This window comes from Pseudomonas sp. RV120224-01b, assembly GCF_003208145.1.
Taxonomy (GTDB): Bacteria; Pseudomonadota; Gammaproteobacteria; order Pseudomonadales; family Pseudomonadaceae; genus Aquipseudomonas; species Aquipseudomonas monteilii.
The window spans coordinates 151,725-178,695 of the sequence record NZ_QKMQ01000012.1; the positions used below are offsets into that span (position 1 = coordinate 151,725).

Here is a 26,971-nt window from a genome sequence, read left to right on the forward strand (position 1 = left end):
CAGCGCTCCGGACTTAACCGCTTGAGCGCGCCAGGCAAACCATACGCTCGGAGATTTCCCTATACCTTGACAGTATAAGGGGCCGATCGTAACGACCTGATCCAGTTCGCAGCTGTTGCAAATCCTCTGCATACGTATGTAAACCCACGGCCTACGGTAGAGAGCATCTCGTCCAACATCGTCAAATCCATGAACGTCTCCCCCAATACCCCCGGAACTTCACGTGGATTAGTCCACAAGTAGCTGACTACTTCACGTCCTGCGGCAAAATTCCCTGTCAAACCGCCGCTAAAGTTCGTGACCGTATTTCCTAGAGCCAATAGATCCACGGCATTCTGAACACCTGGGGTCACCCCGTTGACGGCGGCGACCACCTGCCCTGCTACGCCAAAAGCGCCGGTCATGCTGAACTGCTGGTTCGAAACTCTGGGTAGAGTCGGTAGGTCCTGATGAGGAGCAGGAGAGGGATTCGTCCCACTGTTAGCCGCCTTAGCCTTCCTGTGCCCGACCACATTCTTCATTGTTCGAACGACCGCGCCCGAGAAGGTGGCTCCGCTGGAGAACAAGCCAACGCCCCTGAGTATGGCGCCCCAGAATGCGCCGCTTGGGTCATGCCGGTTTACCGGATCACCGCCACAGTAGACGTAACCATTGATGCCTCCCCTGGAAAACGGACTGAGCGAGTCGCAGGTCGTGAAGCGCATCAGGGTCGGGCTATAGAAACGACGGCCATTGCCCAACGGATAGTTGCCCGTGAGCGGATCGCGATGCTGGCCAGCAAAAGCCAGCGCCGGTGCTGGTCTGGTTTTCATGAAGCCGTAAGGTGAATAAGCGTGCAGACCTGGCAACACGGAGCGCTGCAGATCTGTCGCCAATAAATGAGTCGCCATAGGTTATCCACAGGAAAGAGCTGATAGGAATACCGTAGCGGTGACTGGAAGGTTTGCCTACTGGTATAAATGTCAGGACGAATGGCTGATCATTTTTTGGTCAAACGCAGCAAGGCACCATAACTGTTGGGCTACAGAAGACTCCGTACACCTTACCCACAGAAGCACCAACAGAGTTTGTGAGCAAAACGCGAACGTGAAGCGTCTGGGTTGTGGATAAGCGATTCAAGGCCTTGATAACCATGGATCAGAAGACTTTCGCACCAAATTGATCATTTATTAATCAACTCCTTGCAAGCCATGACCTGTGCAGCTTTCAGGTAATGCCGAACAGATTATCCACAGAGCAGCTAACAGCGATTGTGGGCAAAACCAGACAAAGCCACATCAATCTGTAGCTGATGAGCCAAGTCAGCGCTGATCACTTTATGATCAAAACTCTGTAAGCCAGGCTAGATAGGGCTTACAGCCATGCGCCAACACTTTATCCACACCTTGGCGAACAGATTCCGTGGGCAAAACAAACGTGTACCTGATATTTCTGCCAGTTTCGCCAAATCCAGCGATGTGATTGGGTAATGGCCACTACTTTGGCATTGCTCAGGAGTGACTTATGCACAGCCGCCAGGAAGGCACTGTGAAGTGGTTCGATGAAAAGCGGGGGATTGGGGTTATCAGCGCCGAAGGGCGGCGCAGGGATTACCTGGTTTTGCGCTGCGCCGCAGTGAATGTGGTGTTATCGAAGGGGGAACGGGTGTTGTTCGAGCCAGTGAGCGAGGCGCTAGGCTGTTGGGCGTTCAATGTGGCCAAGGCACATCATTAGCTTGTCAGGCCCAATCGCCGGCAAGCGAGCTCCCACAGGTATTGCACAGGGCCCGAAGGCAGTAGTAATCCCGTGAGAGCCGGCTTGCCGGCGATTAGGCCAGCTCAGGCTTCAGCGCAGCACACCTTCTTCTACCAACAGCTTGAGAATGGCCTCGGCGCCTTCCTGCGGAGAAACGTCCTTGAGCACCTTGCCGCCGCCCCCACTGGCCTTGGCCGTAGCCGCCTTCATGCGGTCGGCACCGCTCTTGGCCTTGATCACCTTCAGGCGCTTGGGGCGAGGACGGGCTGGTTGCAACTCGGCATCGGCCAACAGCTCATCTTCGACAATGGCCACGTTACGCGCCGCCAGCACACCCCGGCGCGCAGGCCCGAAGGCACTCTGGCGCGGCTTGGGCGCCGCGTTATCCACAGTCGCCAGCAACGGCAGGCGCACTTTCAGCCGGCGCCGCTGACCCCGCGGCAGAGCCTGCAAGACCTGGGCGGTGCCATTGTCGATCGACTCTACCTCGGCCAACCCCACAATCAACGGCCAGCCGAGCTTTTCCGCCAGCAGGAACGGCAACATGCCTGAACCCTCGCCCGTTTCAGCCTGGCTACCGGTCAGCACCAGCTGTGCCCCGGCGTCGCGCAGGTAGTCCCCCAGCACGCCCAGCACATCGGCGCCAGCCGGCTGCTCCAGCACGTCCAGGTGGTCCAGGCCCATGCCCAGATAAGCGCGCAGGGCCTCTTCGCGCGGGTCGCCGGCATGCACCACCTGCAAGTTATCCCCAGCCAGCTGCAATCCCAACTCCACAGCGCGGGCATCCTGCTCGGCGCGGCGGGCGCGGCCGGAGCTTGGGTGGGCACCGATGGAAACCAGGCTGATCACTTTCGTACTCATGCTCGTGCCCTTATGCCGCGTCGCGCTGGCCGCCGCTGCGGAAGTTGTCCACAGCCTCGATCAGTGCCTTGAGAATCGCCGAGCTGTCGCCAATCACCGACAGGTCGGCCCGTTTGATCATGTCGCAGCCAGGGTCCATGTTGATCGCCACCACCTTGTCGCAGGCGCCAATGCCCTGCAGGTGCTGGATCGCGCCCGAGATACCCACAGCCACGTAGACCCGTGCGGTCACCCAGGTACCGGTAGCACCCACCTGGCGGTTGCGCGGCATGAAGCCGTCGTCCACCGCCACTCGCGAGGCGCCTTCGGTGGCGCCCAAGGCTGCGGTAGCCTTGTGGTACAAATCCCAGTCCTTGACCCCGTTGCCGCCCGAGACGATGAACTCGGCCTCAGCCATGGCAATGGTGGCCGGGTCCACGGCCACCGAGCCGAGGTCTTCGATACGCGACAGGCTGCGCGCCACGCTTGTGGACAACTCCACCGGCAGCGCTTCGTGACGGGTTTCGCTGACCGGCTCGGCGCATTCGGCTGCGGCCAGGATCAAGCGTGGCACGGCGCGCTGCAGGTCTTGCTGGCCGGCACCGGCACGGCCGATGCACTGGCCATCCTTGACCTGCCACACCCGCGTCGCCGGGCGTTCGCCCAGTGCCGCGCCCAGGCGCCGGCCCAGCTCCCCGCCACCGGTGCGGCTGTCGGGCAGCAGCCAGTGGCGCGGGGTGAACTGGTTATCCACAGCCCGCAAGCCCTGCACCAGTTGCTCCGGTGCATAACCCTCGAATGCTTCGCCTTCGATGACCAGCAGGCGGTCGACGCCGGCTGTGGAAAAGTTGCTTTCCTTGTGTTCGTTGAACACCACCGCCAACACCGCACCATCGCTGCCAGCCAGACTGTGGGCCAGGCCGAGCAGGTCGCGGTCGTGGCTGCTGAGGCGGCCACCGACCATGTCGGGCACCACGGCAATGTAGAACGCCGGCGCCGGCACCTGGTGCAGCGGCAATTTGACTTCGGCCGCCGCCGTGCGCCGCCCGCCCACACCGGTGCCCTGCTGGGCGCCGCTGCGGTCGATGCGCTTGATGCCGGCCGGGCCGATGAAGCCTGCGGCAATCGCATGGGGGTTCTTGCGGATGAGGCCGTTGGGCCCCATCCAGCTGGTCTGTTGCGTCTGCATGGCCGCATGCAGCGGGTGCAGGCGGTTACGGGCGATCCACTCGGCGCGTGGGTCGCGGCGGATAATGTCGCTCATCAGTGCACCTCCGCAGGTTCACGTTTGGCCGCTTGCGGCTTTGGGGCGGCGGGCGATTCCTCTTCGATCAGCACGTCGGCCACCAGCTCGGCCAGATCCTTGATCTGTGGGCGCGGTTCGACCACACCTTCGAGCATGGCGGTGCACTGCGGGCAACCCACGGCCACCAGCTCGGCCTCGGTTTCGCGAATGTCGTCCATGCGCATGTCGGGGATACGTTGCTTGCCCGGGATGTCGGTGATCGGCGCACCGCCACCACCGCCGCAGCAACGGGAACGGAAGCCAGAACGTTGCATCTCGCGCACTTCGATACCCAACGCCTTGAGCACTTCACGCGGGGCTTCGTACTCGCCGTTGTAACGGCCCAGGTAGCACGGGTCGTGATAAGTGACGCTGCCGCCCTTGTGCTGGCCAAGGTTGAGCTTGTTGGCCGCGATCAGTTCGGCGATGTAGGTGCTGTGGTGCTGCACCTGGTAATCACCGCCCAGCGCGCCGTATTCGTTCTTCAGCACATGGAAGCTGTGCGGGTCGCAGGTGACGATGCGCTGGAACTTGTACTTGGCCAGGGTCTGGATATTGCGTTTGGCCAGTTGCTGGAAGGTCGCTTCATCGCCCAGACGGCGGGCGACGTCGCCGCTGTCGCGTTCTTCCAGGCCGAGCACGGCAAAGTCCACGCCCGAAGCCTTGAGCACTTTGACAAACGAACGCAGGGTACGCTGGTTGCGCATGTCGAAGGCACCATCACCGACCCAGAACAGCACTTCGGTGGTTTTCACCTCGGACAGCAGTTTCAGGTTCAGGTCCGCAGCCCAGTTCATGCGCCCGCCAGGGGCGAAGCCGCCCGGGTTGTCGGTAGCGATCAGGTTGTCCAGCACCTCGGCGCCCTTGTTCGGGGTGGCGCCCTTTTCCAGGGTGAGGTGGCGGCGCATGTCGACGATGGCATCGACGTGCTCGATCATCATCGGGCATTCCTCGACGCAGGCACGGCAGGTGGTGCACGACCACAGCGTTTCCGCGTCGACCAGGCCATTGACGATAGGCTGGTGCGGGTGACCGCCGTGCTCGCCAATCGGTTTACCCGGGTACGGGCTGCCGGCGAACTGGGCGTCGGTGCCACCGGCCAGGCCGATGACCATGTCCTGGATGAGCTTTTTCGGGTTAAGCGGCTGGCCGGCGGCAAAGGCCGGGCACATGGCTTCACATTTACCGCACTGCACGCAGGCGTCGAAGCCCAGCAGCTGGTTCCAGGTGAAGTCCGCCGGTTTTTCCACGCCCAGCGGCGCGTTCGGGTCTTCCAGGTCCAGCGGCTTGAGGCCGGTGGAGCGGCCTCCCCCGAAACGTTCGGCGCGGCGGTGCCAGGCCAGGTGCAGGGCACCGGCGAAGGCGTGTTTCATCGGGCCGCCCCAGGTCATGCCGAAGAACAGCTCCGACACGCCCCACAGCACGCCCAGGCCAAGGATGCCGACCATCACCCAGCCACCGGTGTTGGCGGGCAGGATGCCGGCAACCGGCAAGGTGGCGATGAAGAAGCTCACGGCGAACGCCATCAGGCTCTTCGGCAGACGCATCCACGGGCCCTTGGACAGGCGCGAGGGTGGGTTGAGGCGGCGTTTGAAGACGAAGATGGCGCCGCTGAACATGATTACGGTGGCCACCAGCAACGCGTAGCCGAGGATTTTGCTTTGCAAGCCAAAGCCGTGCACCAGGATGGCCAGCACGGCCGACAGCACAAAGCCGCCCGCGGTGGCCACGTGGGTCTTGGACATGTACTTGTCGCGCTCGACCACATGGTGCAAGTCCACCAGATAGCGGCGCGGCATGGCCAGCAGGCCGCCGATCAGGTTGACCTTGCTTGGCCGGCCACGCCGCCACATGCGCACCCGGCGCAGGGCGCCGAGCACTGCCAGGCCAAGGGCAGCGAACAGCAGGATGGGTAGAAGGGTGTTCAACATGGGAGGCTCCCATAACAGCTGGATTCTTGCGCCACCTCAAGAGCGGCGCGGACCCCTTGTGGGAGCGGCCTTGTGTCGCGAAAGGGCTGCGAAGCAGCCCCGGCAATTTCTGCTGCGAAGCTGAAAACCTGGGGCCGCTTCGCGACCCTTTCGCGACACAAGGCCGCTCCCACAAGGGGGGCCAGTCCCGCCTCTAGAGAGGCGGTGCGATCAGAAGTCCTTGCACAGGCGCAAGGCGTCGTAGATCGCCGCATGCACGTTGCGCTGGGCCACGCAGTCGCCGATGCGATACAGCAGGTAGCCTTCGCCCGGCTGGCTGAGAATCGGCTGTGGCTTGATGGCGAACAGCGCCTCCACGTCGATCTGGCCTTTGTTGCGCGAACCTTCCTTCAGGGCGTAATACAGCTGCTCGTCAGGGCGCACGCCGTTCTCCACCACCACCTGGTCGACCACACGCTCTTCCTTGGCGCCGGTGTATTCGTTCTCCAGCACCGCCACCAGCTTGTCGCCTTCGCGGTAGACCTTTTCCAGCATCATGTCGCCGGTCATGATCACTTCTTTGGGGTACATGCTGCGGTAGTAGGTCGGGAAGGTAGTACCGCCCATGGCCACGCCCGGCTTGATGTCGTCGGTGACGATTTCCACCTGGCTGCCCTTGTCAGCGATGAAGTCGGCCACCGACATGCCGGTGAATTCGCAGATGGTGTCGTACACCAGCACGTTCTTGCCCGGCGCAACCTTGCCGTCGAGCACGTCCCAACTGCTGACCACCAGCCCTTCGGCAGCGCCCCAGTGTTCGTTCTGCTCCAGGAACGAATGCCCACCCACGGCTAGCACGATCACGTCCGGGCGCAGGTCCTGGATGGTGGCCACGTCAGCGGCGGTGCCCAGGCGCAGGTCGACTTTCAAACGCGCCAGCTCCAACTGGTACCAGCGGGTGATACCGGCAATCTGGTCACGCTGAGGTGCCTTGGCGGCGATGGTGATCTGCCCGCCAATCTGGTCCTTCTTCTCGAACAGGGTCACGTCGTGGCCACGTTCGGCTGCTACGCGAGCAGCTTCCATACCGGCAGGGCCGGCGCCTACCACCACCACCTTGCGCTTCACGCCGGTGGTTTTCTCGATGATGTGCGGCACGCCCATGTATTCACGGGAGGTCGCGGCGTTCTGGATGCACAGCACATCCAGGCCCTGGTACTGGCGGTCGATGCAGTAGTTGGCACCGACGCACTGCTTGATCTGGTCGATCTGGCCCATCTTGATCTTGGCGATCAGGTGCGGGTCGGCCATGTGCGCACGGGTCATGCCGACCATGTCCACGTAGCCGCCTTCGAGGATGCGTGTGGCCTGGTTCGGGTCCTTGATGTTCTGCGCGTGCAGCACCGGGACCTTGACCACTTCCTTGATGCCGGCCGCCAGGTGCAGGAACGGCTCCGGCGGGTAGCTCATGTTGGGGATGACGTTGGCCAGGGTGTTGTGGGTGTCGCAACCCGAGCCGACCACGCCGATGAAGTCGAGCATGCCGGTGGCGTCGTAGTACGCGGCGATCTGCTTCATGTCTTCATGGCTGAGGCCATCGGGGTGGAACTCGTCACCGCAGATACGCATGCCCACGCAGAAGTCGTCACCGACCTCGGCACGCACGGCCTTGAGCACTTCCAGGCCGAACTTCATGCGGCCTTCGAAGGTACCGCCCCATTCGTCGGTACGCTTGTTGACGCGCGGGCTCCAGAACTGGTCGATCATGTGCTGGTGCACCGCCGACAGCTCCACGCCGTCCAGGCCGCCTTCTTTGGCACGACGCGCAGCCTGCGCGTAGTTGCCGATGACGCGCCAGATCTCTTCCACCTCGATGGTTTTGCAGGTGGCGCGGTGCACGGGTTCACGGATACCCGACGGCGACATCAGGGTCGGCCAGTTGAAGCCGTCCCAGCGCGAGCGACGGCCCATGTGCGTAATCTGGATCATGATCTTGGCGCCATGCTTGTGCATGGCGTCGGCCAGGTTCTGGAAGTGCGGGATGATGCGGTCGGTCGACAGGTTGACCGACGCCCACCATTCCTGCGGGCTGTCGATGGCCACCACGGACGAGCCGCCGCAGATCGCCAGGCCGATGCCGCCCTTGGCCTTTTCTTCGTAATACTTCACGTAGCGGTCGGTCGTCATGCCGCCGTCAGTGGCGTAGACCTCGGCGTGCGCGGTGCTGAGCACGCGGTTGCGGATGGTCAGTTTGCCGATCTGGATCGGCTGGAACATTGCTTCGAATGCCATGACGCTATCTCCGGCTTACAACGGCTTTGTAACGAACAGGCCATCTTCGTGGCCTTCTTCCGACCCGCCGTAGACCTGCTCGGCCACGGTGCGGATCTTGCTGCCGCGGGCAGCGAGAATCTGGTCCATGGCGCCGGCGAACCAGCCGGTGAACATGTAGTCGACCTTGCGGCCGCACTTGCCATAGACGTACACGAACGCAGAGTGCTTGAGCTTGACGCTGCAAGTGCCCTTGTCCAGGTCGATATCCTGGATTTCGAACAGGCCCCAGCCACGCTGGCTCAGGCGCTTCATGTAGTGCTCGAACACCGCCACGCCTTCCAGGCCATGGCATTCGGCTTCTTTTTCACACCAGTGCCAGGCGGACTTGTAGCCGGCCTTGTAGAGGATTTCGGCGTAGGCGTCGGCGCCCAGCACTTCCTCGATGCCGATGTGGTTGTTGACGAAGAAATGGCGCGGTACGTACAGCATCGGCAAGGCGTCGCTGGTCCAGACACCGGTCTCGCTGTCGACTTCGATTGGCAATTGCGGGGCGATCTTGGCCATGGAAACTCAACTCCATAAAATTTTTATGTGGGTGCCCCGGCGTTGCTGGCAGGGGCTATCAGGCTTGGAGAGCGGCTTACTCGCCCCAGACGTCCTTGAGGACGTTGACCCAGTTCTCGCCCATGATCTTGCGTACCACGCGCTCGGAGTGGCCGCGCTTGAGCAGGGTTTCGGTGAGGTTGGGGAACTCGCCGACAGTGCGGATGCCGAGCGGGTTGATGATCTTGCCGAAGTTGGTCAGGCGACGGGCGTAGCCCTTGTCGTGGGTCAGGTACTCGAAGAAGTCCTGGCCGTGGCCCTGGGTGAAGTCGGTACCGATACCGATGGCGTCTTCACCAACGATGTTCATGGTGTACTCGATGGCTTCGGCGTAGTCATCGATGGTGGAGTCGATACCCTTGGCCAGGAACGGCGCGAACATGGTCACGCCAACGAAGCCGCCGTGGTCGGCGATGAACTTCAGCTCTTCGTCCGACTTGTTGCGCGGGTGCTCCTTCAGGCCCGAGGGCAGGCAGTGGGAGTAGCACACCGGCTTTTTCGATTCGAGGATGACTTCTTCAGAGGTTTTGGAGCCCACGTGGGACAGGTCGCACATGATGCCGACGCGGTTCATTTCCGCCACGATTTCGCGACCGAAGCCCGACAGGCCGCCGTCACGCTCGTAGCAACCGGTACCTACCAGGTTCTGGGTGTTGTAGCACATCTGCACGATGCCCACGCCCAGCTGCTTGAACACGTCCACGTAGGCGATCTGGTCTTCGAAGGCATGGGCGTTCTGGAAACCGAAGAGGATGCCGGTCTTGCCCAGCTCCTTGGCCTTGCGGATGTCGGCGGTGGTGCGCACCGGCATCACCAGGTCGCTGTTGTCGCGGATCAGCTTCTGGCTGGCAGCGATGTTGTCGACGGTTGCCTTGAAGCCTTCCCAGACCGACACCGTGCAGTTGGCCGCAGTCAGCCCGCCTTTGCGCATGTCTTCGAACAGCTCGCGGTTCCACTTGGCAATGATCAGGCCGTCGATGACGATGCTGTCGGCGTGAAGTTCGGCTGGGCTCATCAGGCTGTCCCCTTTTATTGAGTTGGGCTGCGCCAAACCTTCTGCCGGCGCTTTGGGGCCAGCATATGCCTGTGCCCAATGACGCCCCGATGCAAAAACGACAGGGGGTTTGCCGAAAGCGTCAATGCGCGACAACACGCCCTCTGGCACGCGGCGTGGCGATGAGAGACAGTCTCGATAACGACGTTTCTGGCCGTTTTATGAACATTTCGTCAGAGAGCTACCGCCTTGCCTTCGGCTGAGCGAGAATCCCTGCGATTCGTCAGCCTGTTGAGGAGAAAACGGATGAAATCATTGGCATGGCTGGTACTGCTGGCTGTCGTATCGGGCGCCCAGGCCGGCGAGGAAGAAAGCACCCCGTGCGACAACGTCGAGACCGACCAGCAGACCTACGCGTGCGCTGCGTTCAACAAGCAGACTGCCGAGCGTGAGCTGAAGTCGGCTTACGATGACTTGATCCAGCGTATTCGCGACCAATATGCCGATGAGGGCGACCAGGCGACCGCGCTGGTCGGGCGTATGGATGCGGCCGAGAAGCTGTGGACACAGCTGCGCGATGCGGATTGCAAGGTTGAGACCTATGCCGAAAAGCCCGGGAGCAAGGCGTTTCAGGCGGCCTGGGACACCTGCGTGGCGCAGCGCAGTGATGACCGGTCGGAGTATTTGCAGTCCATTGGTCAACAGTGAAATCCTGCTTTCCTGTACTGGCCCTATCGCCGGCAAGCCAGCTCCCACAGGTGCCCCACAGCTTTTGAGTATTGTGCAAGCCAGCTCCTTCAGGTGCTGCTCAGGTCTTGAGTTCTGTGGAGTACCTGTGGGAGCTGGCTTGCCGGTGATGGGGCCGGTACAGGAGAACATCACACAGCCCTGGCCAACCTGTCTTCTCGTGGGCAACGCTGGTACCGCGCCCGATAGCAGCGGGTAAAGTACGAAGCCGACTCAAACCCGCACGCCACCCCCACCTCCAGCACACTCATGTCGGTCTGGCGCAACAACTGCCGTGCCTTGTCCAGCCGCAGCCGCAGATAGAACCCACTCGGCGTGTCATCCAGGTGCACCCGAAACAGCCGCTCCAGCTGCCGCCGGGTCACCTGCACCGCCTCGGCCAGCACCTGGGTATTGAGCGGCTGTTCGGTGTTGCGCTCCATTTCACCAATCACCTTCACCAGCTTCTTGTTGCTGATGCCATAGCGGCTGGCGATCTGCATGCGCTGGTGGTCCTGTCGCTGACGGATACGCCCGAGCACGAACTGCTCCGACACCTGCACCGCCAACTCACTGCCATGGGCTTGTGCAATCAGGTCGAGCATCAGGTCGATCGAGGCAGTGCCACCCGCGCAGGTGATGCGCCGCCGGTCGATCTCGAACAACTCCTGGGTCGCCTGCAAGCTTGGGTAGTTTTCCTTGAACGCTTCCAGCGCCTCCCAATGCACGGTGGCGCGGTGGCCGTCGAGCAAGCCGGCCTCGGCCAATACGACGGCGCCGGTATCGATGCCACCCAGAATCACCCCGTCATGGTCCAGGCGCCGCAGCGCCTGCTGCAGTGTCGGCCCATAGCAGGCCAGGGGGTCGAAGCCAGCCACAATCAGCAAAATGCCGGCTGGCTCCCCCGCCGCCAACGCCGCATCGGCGTTCACCGACATGCCGTTGCTGGCCTGCACCGCCCCACCATCCAGGCTCAACACCTGCCAGCGATACGAAGGCCCCTTGAAGCGGTTGGCTACCCGCAATGGCTCCAGGGCACTGATGAAGCCCATGGCCGAAAAACCGGGTAACAGCAGGAAGTGAATGATTTGCGGCATTGCATGCTCCACGGCAAAGGTGGTCGCCTCCGTGCAACTGTTGGTCGCCAGGGTGCGATTTTTCACCCTGCCAGCAGCGTAGCGTGTTCACACGGCCCAGAGAGGTCGGAACCCCATAACAATATGCACTGCCGATGGAGAGCCACCATGCACAGCTTGATCCGCCGCAGCCTGTTGACCCTTGCCCTGAGCAGCATCGCCACCTCCCCGCTTTACGCCGCCGAACCTGCGGCCTGCAAGAACGTCCGCCTGGGCGTGGTCAACTGGACCGACGTCATCGCCACCAGCGCCATGGCCCAGGTGCTGCTCGATGGCCTGGGCTACCAGACCAAACAGACCAGCGCCTCGCAGCAGATCATCTTCGCCGGCATCCGCGACAAACGCCTGGACATGTTCCTGGGTTACTGGAACCCGATCATGACCCAGACCATCACGCCGTTCATCGACGCCAACCAGGTCAAGGTACTGGAGAAACCAAGCCTGGAGGATGCCCGCGCCACCCTGGCCGTGCCGAAATACCTCTACGACAAGGGTTTGAAGACCTTCGCCGACATCCATAAGTTCGAGAAAGAGCTGGGCGGCAAGATCTATGGCATCGAACCGGGCTCCGGCGCCAACACCCAGATCAAGGCAATGATCACCAAGAACCAGTTCGACCTGGGCAAGTTCCAGCTGGTCGAGTCCAGCGAGGCTGGCATGCTCGCCGCTGTCGACCGCGCCGTGCGGCGCAAGGAAGCCGTGGTGTTCTTCGGCTGGGCGCCGCACCCGATGAACGTGAATATCGACATGGCCTACCTGGGTGATAGCCAGGATGCGCTCGGCCCGGACGAAGGCCGCGCCACAGTATGGACGGTGACCGCGCCGGACTACGCCGAACGCTGCCCCAACGCCCACCGCCTGCTGGCCAACCTGAACTTCAGCGCCGAGGACGAGAGCCGCATGATGCAGCCGCTGCTCGACCACAAAGACGCGCTGGAGTCGGCCCGCCAGTGGCTGAAAGACCACCCCGAGGACAAGGCCCGCTGGCTTGAAGGTGTGACCACCTTCGATGGCAAACCGGCTGCGGACAACCTCAAGCTCACTGCCAACTGACTGGGCCCTTTCGCGGGCACGCCCGCTCCCACAGGTACAGCTCCACACTCAGGATCACATTGATCCTGTGGGAGCGGGCATGCCCGCGAAAAGCCAAACACAGACACCACAAGGAACACACCATGAACCACGACGTCATCATCACCTGCGCCCTCACCGGCGCCGGCGACACCGCCTCGAAAAGCCACCTTGTTCCAGTCACCCCCAAGCAGATTGCTGAAGCCGCAGTAGAAGCCGCCAAAGCCGGCGCCACCGTAGTCCACTGCCACGTCCGCGACCCGCAAACCGGCCGTTTCAGCCGCGACGTGGCGCTGTACCGCGAAGTGATGGAACGCATCCGCGAAGCCGACGTGGACATCATCGTCAACCTTACCGCCGGCATGGGTGGCGACCTGGAAATCGGCCCCGGCGAAACGCCGCTGGAGTTCGGCCAGGGCACCGACCTGATCGGCCCACTGGAACGCCTGGCGCATGTCGAGGCCCTGCTGCCGGAAATCTGCACCCTCGACTGCGGCACGCTCAACTTCGGCGACGGCAACTCGATCTACGTTTCCACCCCGGCGCAACTGCGCGCTGGCGCCAAACGCATCACCGAACTTGGCGTGAAAGCCGAACTGGAAATTTTCGACACCGGCCACCTGTGGTTCGCCAAGCAAATGATGAAGGAAGGCTTGCTGGACGACCCGCTGTTCCAGCTGTGCCTGGGCATCCCGTGGGGCGCCCCGGCCGACACCACCACCATGAAAGCCATGGTCGACAACCTGCCAGCCAACGTCACCTGGGCCGGCTTCGGCATCGGCCGCATGCAAATGCCGATGGCGGCGCAAGCGATACTGCTGGGCGGTAACGTACGGGTGGGCCTGGAAGACAACCTGTATCTGGACCGTGGCGTACTGGCCAGCAACGGCCAGTTGGTCGAACGCGCGGTGGAGATCATCTCCCGCCTCGGCGCCCGTGTACTGACCCCGGCGGAGGGCCGGGAAAAAATGAATCTCAAGCACCGCTGATCCCTTCAACGATCGCAAGTGCGCAATAAATCCTGTGGGAGCGGGCTTGCCCGCGAAGCAAGCAGCGCGGTGGCTGGCACCGGCTGCGCCGGTGTTCGCGGGCAAGCCCGCTCCCACAAGATTGGCGTCAACCCAACTGTCTCTGTTTGCCCTGAGGATTCGCCATGCCTTTCATCACCGAAATCAAGACCTTCGCCGCCCTGGGTAGCGGCGTAATCGGCAGCGGCTGGGTCGCCCGCGCCCTGGCCCACGGCCTGGACGTGGTCGCCTGGGACCCGGCGCCCGGCGCTGAGCAAGCCCTGCGCAAACGCATCGCCAACGCCTGGCCGGCGCTCGAAAAACAAGGCCTGGCACCGGGTGCGACGCAAGACCGATTGAAGTTCGTCAGCACCATCGAAGAATGCGTACGCGACGCCGATTTCATCCAGGAAAGCGCGCCAGAACGGCTGGACCTGAAGCTCGACCTGCACGCCAAGATCAGCGCCGCAGCCAAGCCCGACGCAATCATCGGCAGCAGCACCTCGGGCCTGCTGCCCAGCGAATTCTACGAGTCGTCCACTCACCCGGAGCGCTGCGTGGTCGGCCACCCGTTCAACCCGGTGTACCTGCTGCCGCTGGTCGAAATCGTCGGCGGTAACCGCACTGCGCCTGAGGCCATCGAGGCAGCGAAGATCATCTACACCGCCTTGGGTATGCGACCGCTGCATGTGCGCAAGGAAGTTCCCGGTTTCATCGCCGACCGCCTGCTCGAAGCGCTCTGGCGCGAGGCCCTGCATCTGGTCAATGACGGCGTGGCCACTACCGGTGAAATCGACGACGCGATCCGCTTCGGCGCCGGCCTGCGCTGGTCGTTCATGGGCACCTTCCTCACCTATACCCTGGCCGGTGGCGACGCGGGCATGCGCCACTTCATGTCGCAGTTCGGCCCGGCACTCAAACTGCCCTGGACCTACCTGCCGGCACCGGAACTGACCGACAAACTGATCGACGATGTGGTGGACGGCACCTCGGAGCAACTGGGCGAACGCAGCATCGCCGCGCTGGAGCGCTATCGTGATGACACCCTGCTGGCGGTACTTGAAGCCGTGAAGGCCAGCAAAGAAACGCACGGCATGTCGTTCAGCGATTGAGGAAACCTTGATGCCCGCACTCATCACTTACCGCACCCCAGTCCAGGAGGACTGGGTCGACTACAACGGGCATCTGCGCGATGCCTTCTACCTGCTGATCTTCAGCTATGCCACCGATGCACTGATGGAGCGCATCGGCCTGGATGCCGACAGCCGTGGGCAGAGCGGCAACTCGCTGTTCACCCTGGAGGCGCACATCAACTACCTGCATGAAGTGAAGCTGGGCACCGAGGTATGGGTGCAGACGCAGATCATCGGTTTTGATCGCAAGCGTCTGCAGGTGTACCACAGCCTGCACCGGGCCGGGTTCGATGAAGCGCTGGCGGCCAGTGAGCAGATGCTGTTGCATGTAGATCTGGCGGGGCCGACGTCGGCGCCGTTCAGCGAGCACAGCACGGGGTTGCTACAGGGGCTAGTGGACGAACAACGTCAACTTCAACCACCCGTTCATGTAGGCCGTGTGATCGGCCTTGCAAAAAAATAACCCCGGAAAGCCGTGAGCATCCGGGGCCAAGAGCGAGCAACATCCACTGTGCATGAATGAGGGTGACCAAACCCTCGGTTGCTGTAGATGGCTTGAGTGTGCGCAGTTCCCGCCAGGTGGATTTAGCCGTAAACGACCTGTTCTTAGCCAAAGCAGCCATGCCGGCATCTTGTTGTTGCGGGCATGTCGCCGTCGTCACAGAATCGGTCGTAAATCACAGCAGCACTCTCTTAGCGATAAAAGGGACAACAGCCATGATGCATGCGGATTTGATTGATCAGGACGACCTGGCAGGCCACCTGCGCGCACGCGGGTTCGAGATTCCGGCCGGGGCCAGTGCCGAGCAGGCTTGCGAAGCCGTGGTGCGGGGGCTGACCGAGCCCAATGCGCGAGCGCTGAAGGGCATGGTCGAGCAGATGTATACCGGCAGCGCGACGATCCTGCCAGCGGTGCGCCAGGCCATCGACAAACAGCTGTTGCCAGCGCTGGCGCAGTTCAACAAGCGGGCCTGATTCATTCTTCCTGCACGGGCCCTATCGCCGGCAAGCCAGCTCCCACAGGAGCTCCACAGGCCCTGAGGACTGTGCAGAACCTGTGGGAGCTGGCTTGCCGGCGATAGGGCCAGAACTGCCTTACGCAGGCTCGGCCAGCTTCTCCAGCTCTACAGTCCGGTCGAACAACCGCGCCAGCCCCTCCTGATGGGTCACCCCCACCACCGTACAGCCCGGCAACTCCCGCCTGAGCATTTCCAGCAAGCCTCGGGCACTGTCCAGGTCCAGCTGGCTGGTCGCCTCATCCAGGTACAAGGTATCCGGCCGATACAACAACGCCCGCGCCAGGCTCAACCGCTGCTGCTCCCCGCCAGAAAGCACACGTTCCCACTCGGCCTGCTTGTCCAGTTGCCCTATAAGGCCCCCCAGCCCTACCTTGCCGAGCACGTCGATCAGATGCACATCGTCGATCGACCGCACCTGTGGATAAGCCAGCAACCCGCGCAAACTCATAGGCGGCATGTAAGGCTTCTGCGGCAACAACAGGCTGCGCCCCGGCGGCAGCTGCCAGTCACCCAGGCAATAAGGCCACAAGCCCTGCAAGGTGCGCAGCAAGGTCGACTTGCCCAGACCGCTACGCCCACCCAGGCGTAACCACTGCCCCTGCCCTACTTGCAGGTCAAGGTCGCTTAGCAGCGCACTGCCATCTGGCCGGCAGAGCGTAAGCCCACGCGTGCACAGGCAGTCACCTCGCGCAGTCGCCGTGACCTGCACTCGGCTGGCGACAATGGCTTGCTCGAACTGCTCAAGCCGCTGCAATGCCGCGCTCCAGCGCACCAGCTTGTGATAGAGCTTGATAAACCAGCTAAGCGAGCCGTGCACCGCGTTGAAGGCACTGCGGATCTGCATCAGCCCACCCAGGGTGATGGCCTTGGCCATGAATGCCGGCAAGGCGGCAAATACCGGAATGATCAGGCTCAAACGCTCATAGGAGACCGTGAACAGGCTTAGGTTACGTTCGCGGCCCATCAGTTGCCGCCAGTTGTCGGCAATGGCGCGAAAGCGCCCGGCCAGGTGTTCGCGTTCGACGGCTTCACCCCGGTACAACGCAATCTGCTCGGCATGGTCGCGCTTGCGCAGCAGGCTGGCGCGAAAGTCCGCCTCGCGGTGTTCGCGCGCGTAGTTCAGCGCATGCAGCGGCTTGCCGATCAGGTGCGTCAACAGGCTGCCGGCCAAGGTGTAGGCCAGCACGATCCACACGAGGTAGCCATGAACCGTGAACGTCTCGCCGAACAGGCTGAAGGTTTGCACACCGGACAGGTTCCACAGGATCACCATGAACGCACCGACCTGCGCCAGGTTGATGACCAGGGATGCCACCAGCTCGATGCTCAGGCCAACCATCAGTTCGATGTCCTGGGCGATGCGCTGGTCGGGGTTGTCCGGTTCGCCGGTCAGCCCCAGGCGGTAGAAGGCCTGATCGGCCAGCCAGGCATCGGTCAGGCGCCCGGTCATCGCCTGACGCCAGCGCAGTTCCAGCCCTTTGCGGATGTAGTCCATGGCCACGACGATCAACACGTAGCTGCCCAGGTACAGCGCGTATTCGCCAACCAGGCCGTACAGGCCGGACGTATCGAATGCAGCCAGGGTGTCGTAGAAAGTCTTGCTCCAGCTATTGATCAGCACATTGATCTGCACCACCAACAGCCCCAGGCCGATCACCGCCGTCAGCATGAGCCAGGCCTGCCACTGCTGACGGTCGTGCCAGAACGGGCGGCTCAGGCGGTAGAAAGTGCGCAGGGTTTTCACAGCGCCTGCTCCAGCGCCGAAGCGGAAGGCAACAGGCGCAGTTGCACCTGATTGGCCCGTGGGAACAACTGCTGAGCCTGCCGTTGCAATTCAGGCAGGGTCAGTGCCTCTGGCAATTGCGCCTGGGTTTGCAGGTAGCGTGGGTCGTGCCAGCGGCGGTCACTGAGGATCAGGCGCTTGAACTGGGTTTGCGGGTCATCTCGGCGCTTGCTTTCCTGACGCAGCAGTTCGCGGCGCTCGGCCACCGCCCAATCGGCGTCAGGTTGCAAACTGGCGAGGGTCTTCTGCGCCATGGCCCACAATTCATCGACCCGGGCCGGGTCGCAGGTGAAGCTGAGGCTGCTTTCGATTCGCTGCGTATCGGCATTCAGCTCGCTGTCGAAACGCAGTCGATACACACCCGAGGCCTCGCCGCGCAATTGCGCTTTCAGGCGCTGGTTGGCCAGGTCGCGCAATACCGATACCCGCACCGCCGCCTCCGGACTCCAGGCCTGGGGCTGGAAGCTGCTGGCTTGCAATACCACGCGCGGTTCCAATGCAATGGCCAGGTCTTGACGGCGTTGGCCGGGCTGCTGCAAGGCCTGCTGACTGGCCAGCGCAGTGCTGCGCGGGAGGGTTGCGAGCATTTCACGGACCATTTTCTCCAGCGGTTCGGGTGCCATATCCGCCATCAGGTAATACGTCACGGGCGCACCGGCCAGAAGCTTCCAGTCGGCACTCAGCTGCTCGGCCGTCAATTGTTCGAGGGCGCCGGTATCCGGTGACGGCCAGTGGTCGACACCGTACTTGAGCACACGCTGCTGGCGTTCTTGCAGCCCGCGTACATCATCCGGGCGGCTGTGCAGGCGTTGCAGCAACACGTCCCGCGAGGTGGTGAACAGTTCCGGGTCGATGCTGGCCAGCTGGGTTATCCGATAGCTCTGCATCAGCGCCAGCAGTTGCTCCGGCGCTGCGCCAAGGTTGAGCTGCAGGCGCTGCGGCTGATGGTCGAAACCCAGTGTGGCGCGCTGTTCATGACGCCAGGTTGCCAGGGCCTGCGCATCCATACCGGACAGGCCGCTGTGCATGGCCAGCTGCGCGGCCATTTGCAGCCGCCAGGCCGGGGTGCCCGCAAGCTGATAGCCTGCGGTCGAATCGGCCTGCAGCAGCCACTTGCCTTCCGGGCCATTGCGTTTGAGCCAGACCAGCCGATCACCATTGCTCAAGCGCCAATACTCCACACGCTGCTCCGGGAAGCGCTTGCGCTCGACGATGGCGGCCGCCGGCGGCGCAGTGGGCATTTGCAGGCGTGGGGATGCTTCGGTTGCCGATGCTACTTGCACGGGTGCAGGCAGCACTTTTGCGGCCAGCTTCGCCTGGCGTGCCTCGACCTGCGCCACGGTTGGCAAGGTAACCTCGGAAGTACCCGCCGCACTGACCTGCAATACCCGGTCAGGGCTGGCGAGCCAGCGCCGCAGGCGGTCGTTCAGGTCGCCAAGCGAAATGCTGGCCAGTACTTCAAGGTAACGCGCTGCGATAGCGTGCCGGTCGGAGACGGTGGTGTCCTGCACAGCGGCGTTGTTGAGCTGTTCCACCCACTGCTCGAACGTACGCGGCGCCTGCTTGGCCAGGGTCTTGTCGCCCAATCCACGGATATGTTCGCGCTCACGCTGCAAGTCGGCTTCGCTGAAGCCGTGCTGACGCAGGCGCTCGGTCTCGGTCAGCAATTGCTGCAGTGCCTGGTCATGGGCCTGGCCTTCCACGCCAGCGGCGATACCAAGCACGGTGGAGTGCTCGCCGATCAGGGTTTTCTGCGCAATCAGGCTGCGTACTCCGGGCTCTCGCGGCTGACGGCGCAGGCTGTCGAGCATGGCGGCCAGGGTCATGCGGTCAATCAACCGCTCGCGCAATGCGGCGCGTGTGGTGCCGCGGCTGTCCGGCTCATGCAAACGGAACAGCATCGCCACCTGATTGCTGCCCGATTGCGGGTCTTGCAGGCGGAACACTTTCAGCGTGTTGTCCAGCGCCAACTCGCGCTGCTCCCGGCCCGGTACTTCACCCGCCTTGGCCGCACCAAAGGCTTGTTCGATCTGGGCGCGCATGGCCTCGGGGTCAAAATCGCCAACCGCCGACAACACCATGTTGTTGGGCAGGTACCAGCGGTTCTGGAAGGCTTGCAGGTTGTGCAGGCTGGCCGAGCGGATCGCTGCTTCGTTGCCGATGGTGCGGTGCCCGGGGTAGCGTGAGCCCACACGCTGCGAGGCGGTACGCTGCTCGTTCATGCGCTGGGCCACACCCAGGCCGCCGCGCCATTCTTCGATCACGATGGGCCGCTCGCGCTCCAGGTCCTGAGCGTTGTAGTCGCGGGCGAAGGCCAGGTCATGCAAGGCCTGCAACGCTTGAGGCGCCTGACGCACACCAGCAGGAGGGCCGATGAGGTACTGGGTGCGTTCATAGTTGGTTACGGCATTGAAGTGACGGCCCTGTACCCAGCCGAATCCGGACATCCGTTCACGCAGTTTCTGCTGGCCACCCGCTCGGCTGTGGAACGCCAGGTGCTCGACCATGTGCGCTACGCCAACCTGGTCGTCGGTTTCGTCCACCGAGCCGGCTTTTACCGTCAGGCGCAGGTCCAGCCGGCCAGGCTGCGAGGTGTCGCGCACCAGCCGGTAGGCCAGGCCGTTGGCCAGTTGGCCCTGCACCACTTGGGCATCCCAGGGCAGCGGTGCGTCGGCCTCTGGCAGTGTGGCGCAGGCGCCGAGCAACAGCGGGCCGAGCAGGCCCGCGATGAGCTTTTTCATCAGAGTATCCACGATTTTTATGGTGTTAGAAGCGGTAGCCGACTTCCAGCCAGTACTGGCGGCCGACTTCGTAGCTGATCAGGCTGACCGACTCGCGGCTGGCGATCTTGTTGACCTTGTCGGTGACGTTGGTCACGTCGACGTTGACGAAGAACGCTTGGTCCTTGCCGGTGGGTATGTCCCACGCCAGGCGCAAGTCCCAGGTCGGTGCCGCCGGGGTGGCGACCGTTTCGTAGGTTTCGAGTACCTCGCCCGCGACCTCGACGTCCGGGTCCACGCCGACCACCTGGTCGTAAGCACCGCGATAACGGAAGAAGTTGCTGACCGTGAGGTTCCATTGCGGGATGTTGGTGATAGTCATCAACCGCGCCGTCCAGGGCCGGTTGTAGTCGCTGGCCGGCAGCTCGTGGTACGGGATGCGCTTGCCATCCAGCACCACATCGGCACCTGCCAGCTCATCGCTTTCTACACCTGCCTCGTAGGTGGCCCCGTAGGCGTCCTTGGTCCGTGACCAGTCCAGGGCGAGCTGCAGGCTGGTGCTTGTACCCATGAATCGCAGCGGCTGCATCGGGGTAACGGTCAGGCTTACGTTCTCACTCTCGCTGGTGCCGGCATTCAGGTACGCGTAGTAGTCCTTGCTATAGCCCTCGGGTATTTCATCCGCGCCCAGGTAGTAATAGGGGCGCGTGCGGTAGATCTGGTCATGGCCCTTGCGGTTGACGTACTTGAGCTGGAAGTCGGTGTCGAACCAGCGCTGGTTGAGGCCGACCATCCATTCATCGTCATAGGGAATGTCCATGGTCGAGAACTTGCTCAGGTTCTTGTTTTGCGAGGCCAGCACCCACTCACCGTCCTGGCTGGCCCGGGTGTAGCGTGAGGTGAATGCCTGGCGGCCATCGGCCAAGCGGTACTTGAACAGGTTGCGCCCGTAGTAGCGGTTGGCGCCGAAAACCAGCACGGTACTGCGGTCGCCGAAGAAGTCGTAGTCACCGGAAAAGCGCGGTGCCAGCGACTTTTTCTCCATGTAGTCATCGCCCTCGAAGCGCAGGCCGGGGCGCAGGGTGAGGTTGCCGTAGCCCATCACGTCCTGCACGAACAGCGCGTACTTCTTCTGGTCAAGGTCGACCTTGCCAGCGCCGTAGTTCATGTACACGCGGCCCCACTGGCGTGTGTCGCCACTGGGCATGGGGCTGACCGAGCACCATGGGTCACCACCGGCGCAGCTTGTGCCGGTGTCGGTCTTGAAGGTGATCACCGAAAGCGCATCGTCCTCGCGCTCCCAGGTGGCGCGCTGGTAACCCAGCTCCAGGCCAGTGGTAATGCTGTGCACCCCGCCGGCGAACGGGATGGTTTGCCAATCGGCCTTGAGCTTGTAATCAACGCCACGCTGGGTCTGGTACAGGCTTCCGTAGGCGCCTTCGATACTGCGTGGGTTATTGCCGTCAGGGTTGCCCCAGTCCTTGTCGTCGGACCAGTACCACATGATGTTGTCGTCACGGTCGGAGTCACGCGAGGTGTTGAGGTTGGTCACCGCCAGCTGCTGGGTCCAGGTGGCACTGTCGCCCTCATAGGTGGCCTTGAAGGACCCCTGCCAGCCGCCATTGATGTTGGTGTAATGCGAGTCTTTGTAATCCTCGCGGAAGTAGGTGTTCTCCTGGGGGGCGTAAACGATCGAGGTATCCAGGGTAAGCCTGTCGTTGACCGTCCAGTAGGTTTTCAGCAGGAAGTTGTCGAGCGCGCGGGTCTGCTCTTCTTCATTGTCGTTGTTTGGGCTGTTGTAGCCATTCTTGTAGGCGCGCAGTGGCAGGTACGAGCGCTTCTGGGAGAAGTTGAACAGGGCGCCGAAGTCTTCGTTGAAATGGCCTTCGAGGGTGCCGCGCAGGGTGGTCTTCTTGAACTCGGGCTGGTTCTTTTCGTTGGACGAGGTCTCGAAGGTTTCCTTGTTTTCCCGGGTGATGTGGTAACGCGTCCATTCCGAGCGGCTCATGGCGTAGGACACCTTGCCATGCAGGTCCTGGCTTGGCCTGCGGGTGATGGCGTCGACCACGCCGCCGTTGAAGCCACCGAATTCGACCGGCACGTTGCTGTCGTAAACCCTCACTTCTTCCAGCAGGTCGGCGTCCAGGGCGATGCCGTGCGAGCGGCTGGGTGCCGAGTCGAACTGGCGCGTTTCGTTGTAGCCGTGGGCGCCGGGGTCGAGGTCGTTGTTGATCGAGATGCCGTCGATCATGAAGTTGTTCTGGTAGAACTTGGCGCCGTTGATGCTGATGTCGGCGGGGTCGATCTCGCCGGGGGTGTTGGAGCTTTTCTGCTCGGTGCTGAACTGCACGTTCGGGTGCATCTGCAGCAAGGTGGTGATATCGCCGTTGGCACCGGGGAAGGCCTGAATGGCCTTGCGGTCGATGACCGTGGTACCCATGAAGCTGTTTTCTTCGGTGTCGCCCAGCACCAGGGTGTTGTGCAGCTCTAGCGCGCCATTGTCGGCTTGCAGCAGGCGAAACATCAGGGCGCCGTATTCGTAGTCCCAGGTGATGCCGGTGCCCAGCAGCAGTTGCGCCAGTGCCGCCTCGCTGCTGAGCTGGCCGCTGACGGCGGTGGAATGCAGGCCGTCGAGCAGGTCGGGGTCGACACTGACTTGCAGGCCGCTTTGCTGGCCGAAGTTGATCAGGGCAATGGCCAGCTTCTGTGCCGGGATGTCGAAGGAGTGAACCTGGGCTAGCGCCGAGCGCGGCTGGGCCGCCTCCTCAGCCTGGGCGGGCGCAACGTTGAAAGCGCAGCTCATGCCGAGCACACCTGCCCCCGCAACTTTTTTCAGGCGCAACGACCAACCCCGCGCGCTGCGCGGCTTCCGGCTTGATGTTTCAGTCATCCCACATCCCCACCCCCGGCAATCGCCGGGCTGCAAAATAGAATACGAATCGGTATCAGTTGTTGCGCGCGGGGGAGAAGACGGGGCAGTGCGGGGAATTTTCAGAAATTTCGGAAAAAAATTTCAAACAGCAAATTTGGGTGGCTGTACCGGCCTCATCGCCGGCAAGCCAGCTCCCACAAAGAGCAGCTTGCACTGTACCTGTGGGAGCTGGCTTGCCGGCGATGGGCCGCAAAGCGGCCCCGGCAATTTCAAGGTTTACTCAGTACCAGCAACCAAGGCCCATAGCTGCGCACCTCGCCACCGTGGGGCCGGATCACAGCCCGCAACGCCGCCTCGGGCCTGCGCAGGTCGTAAACGCCGGTCACCCGCTTGGCACCCAAAGCATCGTCACGCAGCATCACCTTACCTGGCATATACGGCGCCAGCGCCTGAACCAGCTCGGCCACCGTCTGGTCATCGGCAATCAACTGCCCCTGCCGCCAGGCAGCCGCTTGCGAAGGTACAAAGGCCTGCAACTGCACCCGCCCCTCGGCATACCGCAGCCGCTGCCCAGCGGTCAGTGCGCCCGCCAGCAGCTGCGCATCGGAAGTGTCTTCAACCCGTACCGAACCATGCTGCACATCCACCCCTACCCGTCCAGGCCGCAGCTCGACGTTGAACGCCGTGCCGGTCACAGTGACCTTCACGTCATCGGCACGCACATGGAAGGGCTTGGCCTTGTCGGGCATCACCTCGAAGAACGCCTGGCCGGCGAGCAGCTTCACATCCCGATGATCACCGCTGTAGTCCACGGCGATGGCGGTATCGCTGTCCATCTGCACCACGCTGCCATCGGCCAGGGTAACGTCGCGGGTCTCACCCTGTGCGGTGCGGTAGTCAGCCTGCAATCGCAGGCTCAAAGAAGGCGCGACTGCCACCAGCAAGCAAGCTGCAACGGCCGCTCCCAGCCACCAGCGCCGCCCTGATTGGCGCTTGACCGGCAGCGGTAGCACTTCGGCCTTGGGCCACAGTTCGGTGGTGGTCGGCGCTAGCTGACCGGTAAGTTGCCAGACCCGTTCAGCCTTGAAGTAGGCTTGTGCATTGGCCGCGTCGCTGGCACACCATTGCTCGAACTCATCCCTCAGCTGATGATCGTGAGGAGACTGCTGCAGGCGCAGGAGCCAGTCCAGGGCCTGCTCGCGGCGGCTGGATATGAGGTCTGCTGACGTCATGTCGGGCAAGTCTCCTGGGGGCTGAAGGGCGCGCAGGTTCGCACAAAGTCGCCCCGCTCCGCAAAAGACGCACCCGCCTGGTTTTTTTTCACAGGTCATCCTCCAGGCATGCCATGCAATGGCTCAAGGCATCGCGCACCAGCTGGTGCACCAGGCTGACCGAAACATTCAGGTGAGTGGCTACTTCCTGCAGGGTATGGCCGCCCAGGCGATGCATCTCGAACGCTACGCGGGTGCGTTGCGGCAGTGCTTCGAGGGCGCGACTGATGGCACCCAGTTCGTTCTGCTGGGTAACGACCTGCTCAGGTGATGCGCTGGCCGAGGGCAGTTCAACGAGTATCTCGTCCCCGCCGGGCTGGACTTTCTCGGTGGCGGTGCGACGGGTGTGATCGAGCGCCAGGTTGCGCACGATACGGTACAGGTAACTGGCCGGGTGGCGGATGTCGGCATCGTCCTGCTGACGACTGAAGCGCAGCCAGGCTTCTTGCACCACATCCTCGGCGCGGGCGCGGCAGCCGACGATCGGCGCGGCATAGTCGAGCAATGCCGCCCGATGGGCCAGGTAGAGCTGGAGTTTTTCGTCCGCCACGGGGGGTATGCCAGAGGGTTTCGGGGGCGGCGATGTTACCCGTAGTCGAGAATCATTATCAACATGTGGATTTGTGTTGGCCTCTTCGCGGGCACGCCCGCTCCCACATCGACCGCATCACATTCAAGCCGTGCGCAGTACCTGTGGGAGCGGGCGTGCCCGCGAAGAAGTCAACGCGGCATCAGAGCCTTACACTGGCAAACGTCGACTCGTTGCGCGCCTGGCTCAGAGCGGCCATAGGCCCGCTGTGCGGCGACAGGGTCATGGCCTGTGGAATCGGCATCATCGCCACCTGTTGCGCGGTATTGGAGCCCACACGCTCGTCACGCGGCGGAATGCCGAAGTACTCGCGGTAGCACTTGGAGAAGTGTGGCGTAGACACAAAACCGCATACCGACGCCACTTCGATGATCGACATTGGCGTTTGCTTGAGCAGCTGCCGTGCACGAATCAGGCGCAGTTTCAGGTAGTAGCGCGACGGCGAGCAATGCAGGTACTTCTGGAACAACCGCTCAAGCTGCCGACGCGAAACCGACACATACACCGCCAGCTCGTCCAGGTCGATCGGCTCTTCGAGGTTGGCCTCCATGAGCGCGACGATTTCCTGCAGCTTCGGCTGGTTGGTGCCGAGCATGTGCTTGAGCGGCACACGCTGGTGGTCCTGCTCGTTGCGGATGCGCTCGTAAACGAACATCTCGGAAATCGCTGCCGACAGCTCGCGGCCATGGTCGCGGCTGATCAGGTGCAACATCATGTCCAGCGGCGCGGTGCCGCCAGAGCTGGTGAAGCGGTTGCGGTCGAGGGTGAACAGCCGGGTGCTCATGTTCACGCGTGGGAAGGCTTCCTGCATTGCCGCCAGGCATTCCCAGTGCACGCTGCAATCGAAGCCGTCGAGCAGGCCGGCACAGGCCAGTGCCCAGCTGCCGGTGCACACCGCACCAAGACGGCGCGACTGGCGAGCCTGAGCTTGCAGCCAGGTAACGTGCTCACGGGTGACCGAACGCTGAATGCCAACCCCCCCGCAGACAATCACGGTGTCGATGGGCGGTGCATTATTGATGGCGGCGTCCGGGGTGATCTGCAAGCCATCGCTGGCCCACACCTGGCCACCATCGACGGTCAGGGTATGCCAGCGGTACAGCTCGCGGCCGGACAGCTGGTTGGCCATGCGCAGCGGCTCAACGGCTGATGCCAAGGAAATCAGGGTGAAATTGTCCAATAGAAGAAACCCGATGGACTGGGGTGTTGTGCGGTTCTGGGTTGGGTTCCCGGAGGTGTACGACGTCATCGCGATTTCTCCTCACACAAATGCAGGGTGTGCCTCAGGCGGGCACTGATTTCTTGTTATGGCCCCGGTTCATGTGCCGGGGCTTGGTTGCCAATCTCAACGCAAACGCCGTGCCTGAAATTGAACGGCTGTCCAAAAAAACCTGAAAACGACGCCTTTGTTCGGCAAATCAGGTGCTTTGATCGAGTTGGCCGGGTGTTCGCAAACGGGCGTGCTAGGCGCCGTGCGTGTAACGGCTGAGCAATTTGGTGACACGCGCAGTGTAGGTTGCCCAGAAACGACACTCTTGAGTGTCACCGACAATACAGGCACTGATAACGACACCCGACGATCGGTAGGCGCCGTTTGCACCATCAGGGAGCATAGGTGCTTATGTTGCACCTGCATCAACCTCAAGGGCCTCTTCGCGGGCACGCCCGCTCCCACAGGATTGGACTGCCCCCCAAAAGTTGGACAGTTTTAGCCAGTGGTCTGAGTCCTGTAGCTCACAGGGCTCAGGCCATTGAGTTTCAGCCTGATGCGGTCATGGTTGTAGTAGTGAATGTACTCATCCAGTCCCGCTTTTAGTTCCTCGACACTCTCAAAGCGATTCAGGTAGAAAAACTCCGACTTGAGCGTGCCGAAGAAGCTTTCCATCGCCGCATTATCCAGGCAATTGCCTTTGCGGGACATGCTCTGCTTCACACCTCGTGCGGCAAGTTTGTGACGGTATTGAGCCTGCTGATAATGCCACCCTTGATCCGAGTGGATGACTA

The 26,971-nt window shown here is 62.4% G+C and carries 22 protein-coding genes; 7 read left to right on the top strand and 15 right to left on the bottom strand.

What is annotated here, in order from left to right; translation table 11 throughout:
- Nucleotides 1–59: 59 nt before the first annotated feature.
- Nucleotides 60–890, bottom strand: coding sequence for an RHS repeat-associated core domain-containing protein (locus N436_RS19005; RefSeq protein WP_110741721.1), 831 nt, complete (start codon nt 888–890; stop codon nt 60–62).
- A gap of 613 nt (nt 891–1,503) precedes the next feature.
- Between N436_RS19005 and N436_RS19010 the strand changes: the two genes are divergently transcribed.
- Entirely contained in the window at nt 1,504–1,713 is a 210-nt protein-coding gene (locus tag N436_RS19010; protein ID WP_019096467.1) for a cold shock domain-containing protein, read from the top strand.
- 111 nt (nt 1,714–1,824) lie between these two features.
- Here the strand turns inward: N436_RS19010 and N436_RS19015 are convergent, their stop codons facing one another.
- The 6 genes from N436_RS19015 to N436_RS19045 all read right to left on the bottom strand — a co-directional run bounded on the left by N436_RS19015 (nt 1,825) and on the right by N436_RS19045 (nt 9,661).
- Entirely contained in the window at nt 1,825–2,595 is a 771-nt protein-coding gene (locus N436_RS19015; protein WP_110741722.1) for an electron transfer flavoprotein subunit beta, read from the bottom strand.
- Between the two features lie 10 nt (nt 2,596–2,605).
- Nucleotides 2,606–3,838, bottom strand: a complete 1,233-nt coding sequence (locus N436_RS19020) for an electron transfer flavoprotein subunit alpha/FixB family protein (protein WP_016714515.1) — start codon at nt 3,836–3,838, stop codon at nt 2,606–2,608.
- Nucleotides 3,838–5,790 carry a dimethylglycine demethylation protein DgcB gene (gene dgcB, locus N436_RS19025; protein WP_110741723.1) on the bottom strand — a complete coding sequence of 651 codons (1,953 nt, stop codon included), beginning with the start codon at nt 5,788–5,790 and terminating at the stop codon, nt 3,838–3,840. Before dgcB ends, N436_RS19020 begins: the two co-directional genes overlap by 1 nt.
- Before the next feature lie 210 nt (nt 5,791–6,000).
- The gene (gene dgcA, locus N436_RS19035) at nt 6,001–8,061 is read right to left on the bottom strand and encodes a dimethylglycine demethylation protein DgcA (protein WP_019096852.1); all 2,061 of its coding nucleotides are present in this window, start codon (nt 8,059–8,061) and stop codon (nt 6,001–6,003) included.
- A 15-nt stretch (nt 8,062–8,076) separates the two neighbouring features.
- Nucleotides 8,077–8,607, bottom strand: coding sequence for a DUF5943 domain-containing protein (locus N436_RS19040; RefSeq protein WP_008091518.1), 531 nt, complete (start codon nt 8,605–8,607; stop codon nt 8,077–8,079).
- Nucleotides 8,608–8,683: 76 nt separating this feature from the next.
- Complete coding sequence (locus tag N436_RS19045) at nt 8,684–9,661, bottom strand: dipeptidase (RefSeq protein WP_003257506.1); 978 nt, start codon at nt 9,659–9,661, stop codon at nt 8,684–8,686.
- Nucleotides 9,662–9,946: 285 nt separating this feature from the next.
- Between N436_RS19045 and N436_RS19050 the strand changes: the two genes are divergently transcribed.
- Entirely contained in the window at nt 9,947–10,348 is a 402-nt protein-coding gene (locus tag N436_RS19050; RefSeq protein WP_019096853.1) for a lysozyme inhibitor LprI family protein, read from the top strand.
- Between the two features lie 170 nt (nt 10,349–10,518).
- Here N436_RS19050 and N436_RS19055 read toward each other — a convergent pair whose 3' ends face one another.
- Nucleotides 10,519–11,463 carry a GlxA family transcriptional regulator gene (locus tag N436_RS19055; RefSeq protein WP_105947349.1) on the bottom strand — a complete coding sequence of 315 codons (945 nt, stop codon included), beginning with the start codon at nt 11,461–11,463 and terminating at the stop codon, nt 10,519–10,521.
- A gap of 147 nt (nt 11,464–11,610) precedes the next feature.
- Here N436_RS19055 and choX point away from each other — a divergent pair, with 147 nt between their 5' ends.
- The 5 genes from choX to N436_RS19080 all read left to right on the top strand — a co-directional run bounded on the left by choX (nt 11,611) and on the right by N436_RS19080 (nt 15,688).
- Nucleotides 11,611–12,555, top strand: coding sequence for a choline ABC transporter substrate-binding protein (choX, locus tag N436_RS19060; protein WP_105947350.1), 945 nt, complete (start codon nt 11,611–11,613; stop codon nt 12,553–12,555).
- 122 nt (nt 12,556–12,677) lie between these two features.
- Nucleotides 12,678–13,562, top strand: coding sequence for a 3-keto-5-aminohexanoate cleavage protein (locus N436_RS19065; RefSeq protein WP_110741724.1), 885 nt, complete (start codon nt 12,678–12,680; stop codon nt 13,560–13,562).
- 164 nt (nt 13,563–13,726) lie between these two features.
- A complete protein-coding gene (locus N436_RS19070) occupies nt 13,727–14,692 on the top strand; it encodes an L-carnitine dehydrogenase (protein ID WP_110741725.1) in 966 nt (321 codons plus the stop codon).
- A gap of 10 nt (nt 14,693–14,702) precedes the next feature.
- The gene (locus tag N436_RS19075) at nt 14,703–15,176 is read left to right on the top strand and encodes a thioesterase family protein (protein ID WP_110741726.1); all 474 of its coding nucleotides are present in this window, start codon (nt 14,703–14,705) and stop codon (nt 15,174–15,176) included.
- Between the two features lie 254 nt (nt 15,177–15,430).
- A complete protein-coding gene (locus N436_RS19080; RefSeq protein ID WP_012270100.1) occupies nt 15,431–15,688 on the top strand; it encodes a hypothetical protein in 258 nt (85 codons plus the stop codon).
- A gap of 120 nt (nt 15,689–15,808) precedes the next feature.
- Here N436_RS19080 and N436_RS19085 read toward each other — a convergent pair whose 3' ends face one another.
- The 7 genes from N436_RS19085 to N436_RS19115 form a co-directional block, all read right to left on the bottom strand.
- Nucleotides 15,809–17,476 (bottom strand): ABC transporter ATP-binding protein/permease, encoded by a 1,668-nt coding sequence (locus tag N436_RS19085; protein WP_110741727.1) that lies wholly within the window; start codon nt 17,474–17,476, stop codon nt 15,809–15,811.
- Nucleotides 17,473–20,256, bottom strand: coding sequence for a M16 family metallopeptidase (locus N436_RS19090; RefSeq protein WP_110741728.1), 2,784 nt, complete (start codon nt 20,254–20,256; stop codon nt 17,473–17,475). Before N436_RS19090 ends, N436_RS19085 begins: the two co-directional genes overlap by 4 nt.
- A gap of 25 nt (nt 20,257–20,281) precedes the next feature.
- Nucleotides 20,282–23,038, bottom strand: coding sequence for a TonB-dependent receptor (locus N436_RS19095; protein WP_256589996.1), 2,757 nt, complete (start codon nt 23,036–23,038; stop codon nt 20,282–20,284).
- A 338-nt stretch (nt 23,039–23,376) separates the two neighbouring features.
- The gene (locus N436_RS19100) at nt 23,377–24,339 is read right to left on the bottom strand and encodes a FecR family protein (RefSeq protein WP_110741730.1); all 963 of its coding nucleotides are present in this window, start codon (nt 24,337–24,339) and stop codon (nt 23,377–23,379) included.
- A gap of 88 nt (nt 24,340–24,427) precedes the next feature.
- A complete protein-coding gene (locus N436_RS19105) occupies nt 24,428–24,928 on the bottom strand; it encodes a sigma-70 family RNA polymerase sigma factor (protein ID WP_105947358.1) in 501 nt (166 codons plus the stop codon).
- A 181-nt stretch (nt 24,929–25,109) separates the two neighbouring features.
- Entirely contained in the window at nt 25,110–26,216 is a 1,107-nt protein-coding gene (locus N436_RS19110; protein ID WP_019096860.1) for a GlxA family transcriptional regulator, read from the bottom strand.
- 459 nt (nt 26,217–26,675) lie between these two features.
- Nucleotides 26,676–26,971, bottom strand: a 296-nt coding sequence (locus tag N436_RS19115; protein WP_146232441.1) for an IS3 family transposase, incomplete at its 5' end; no start/stop codon positions are given.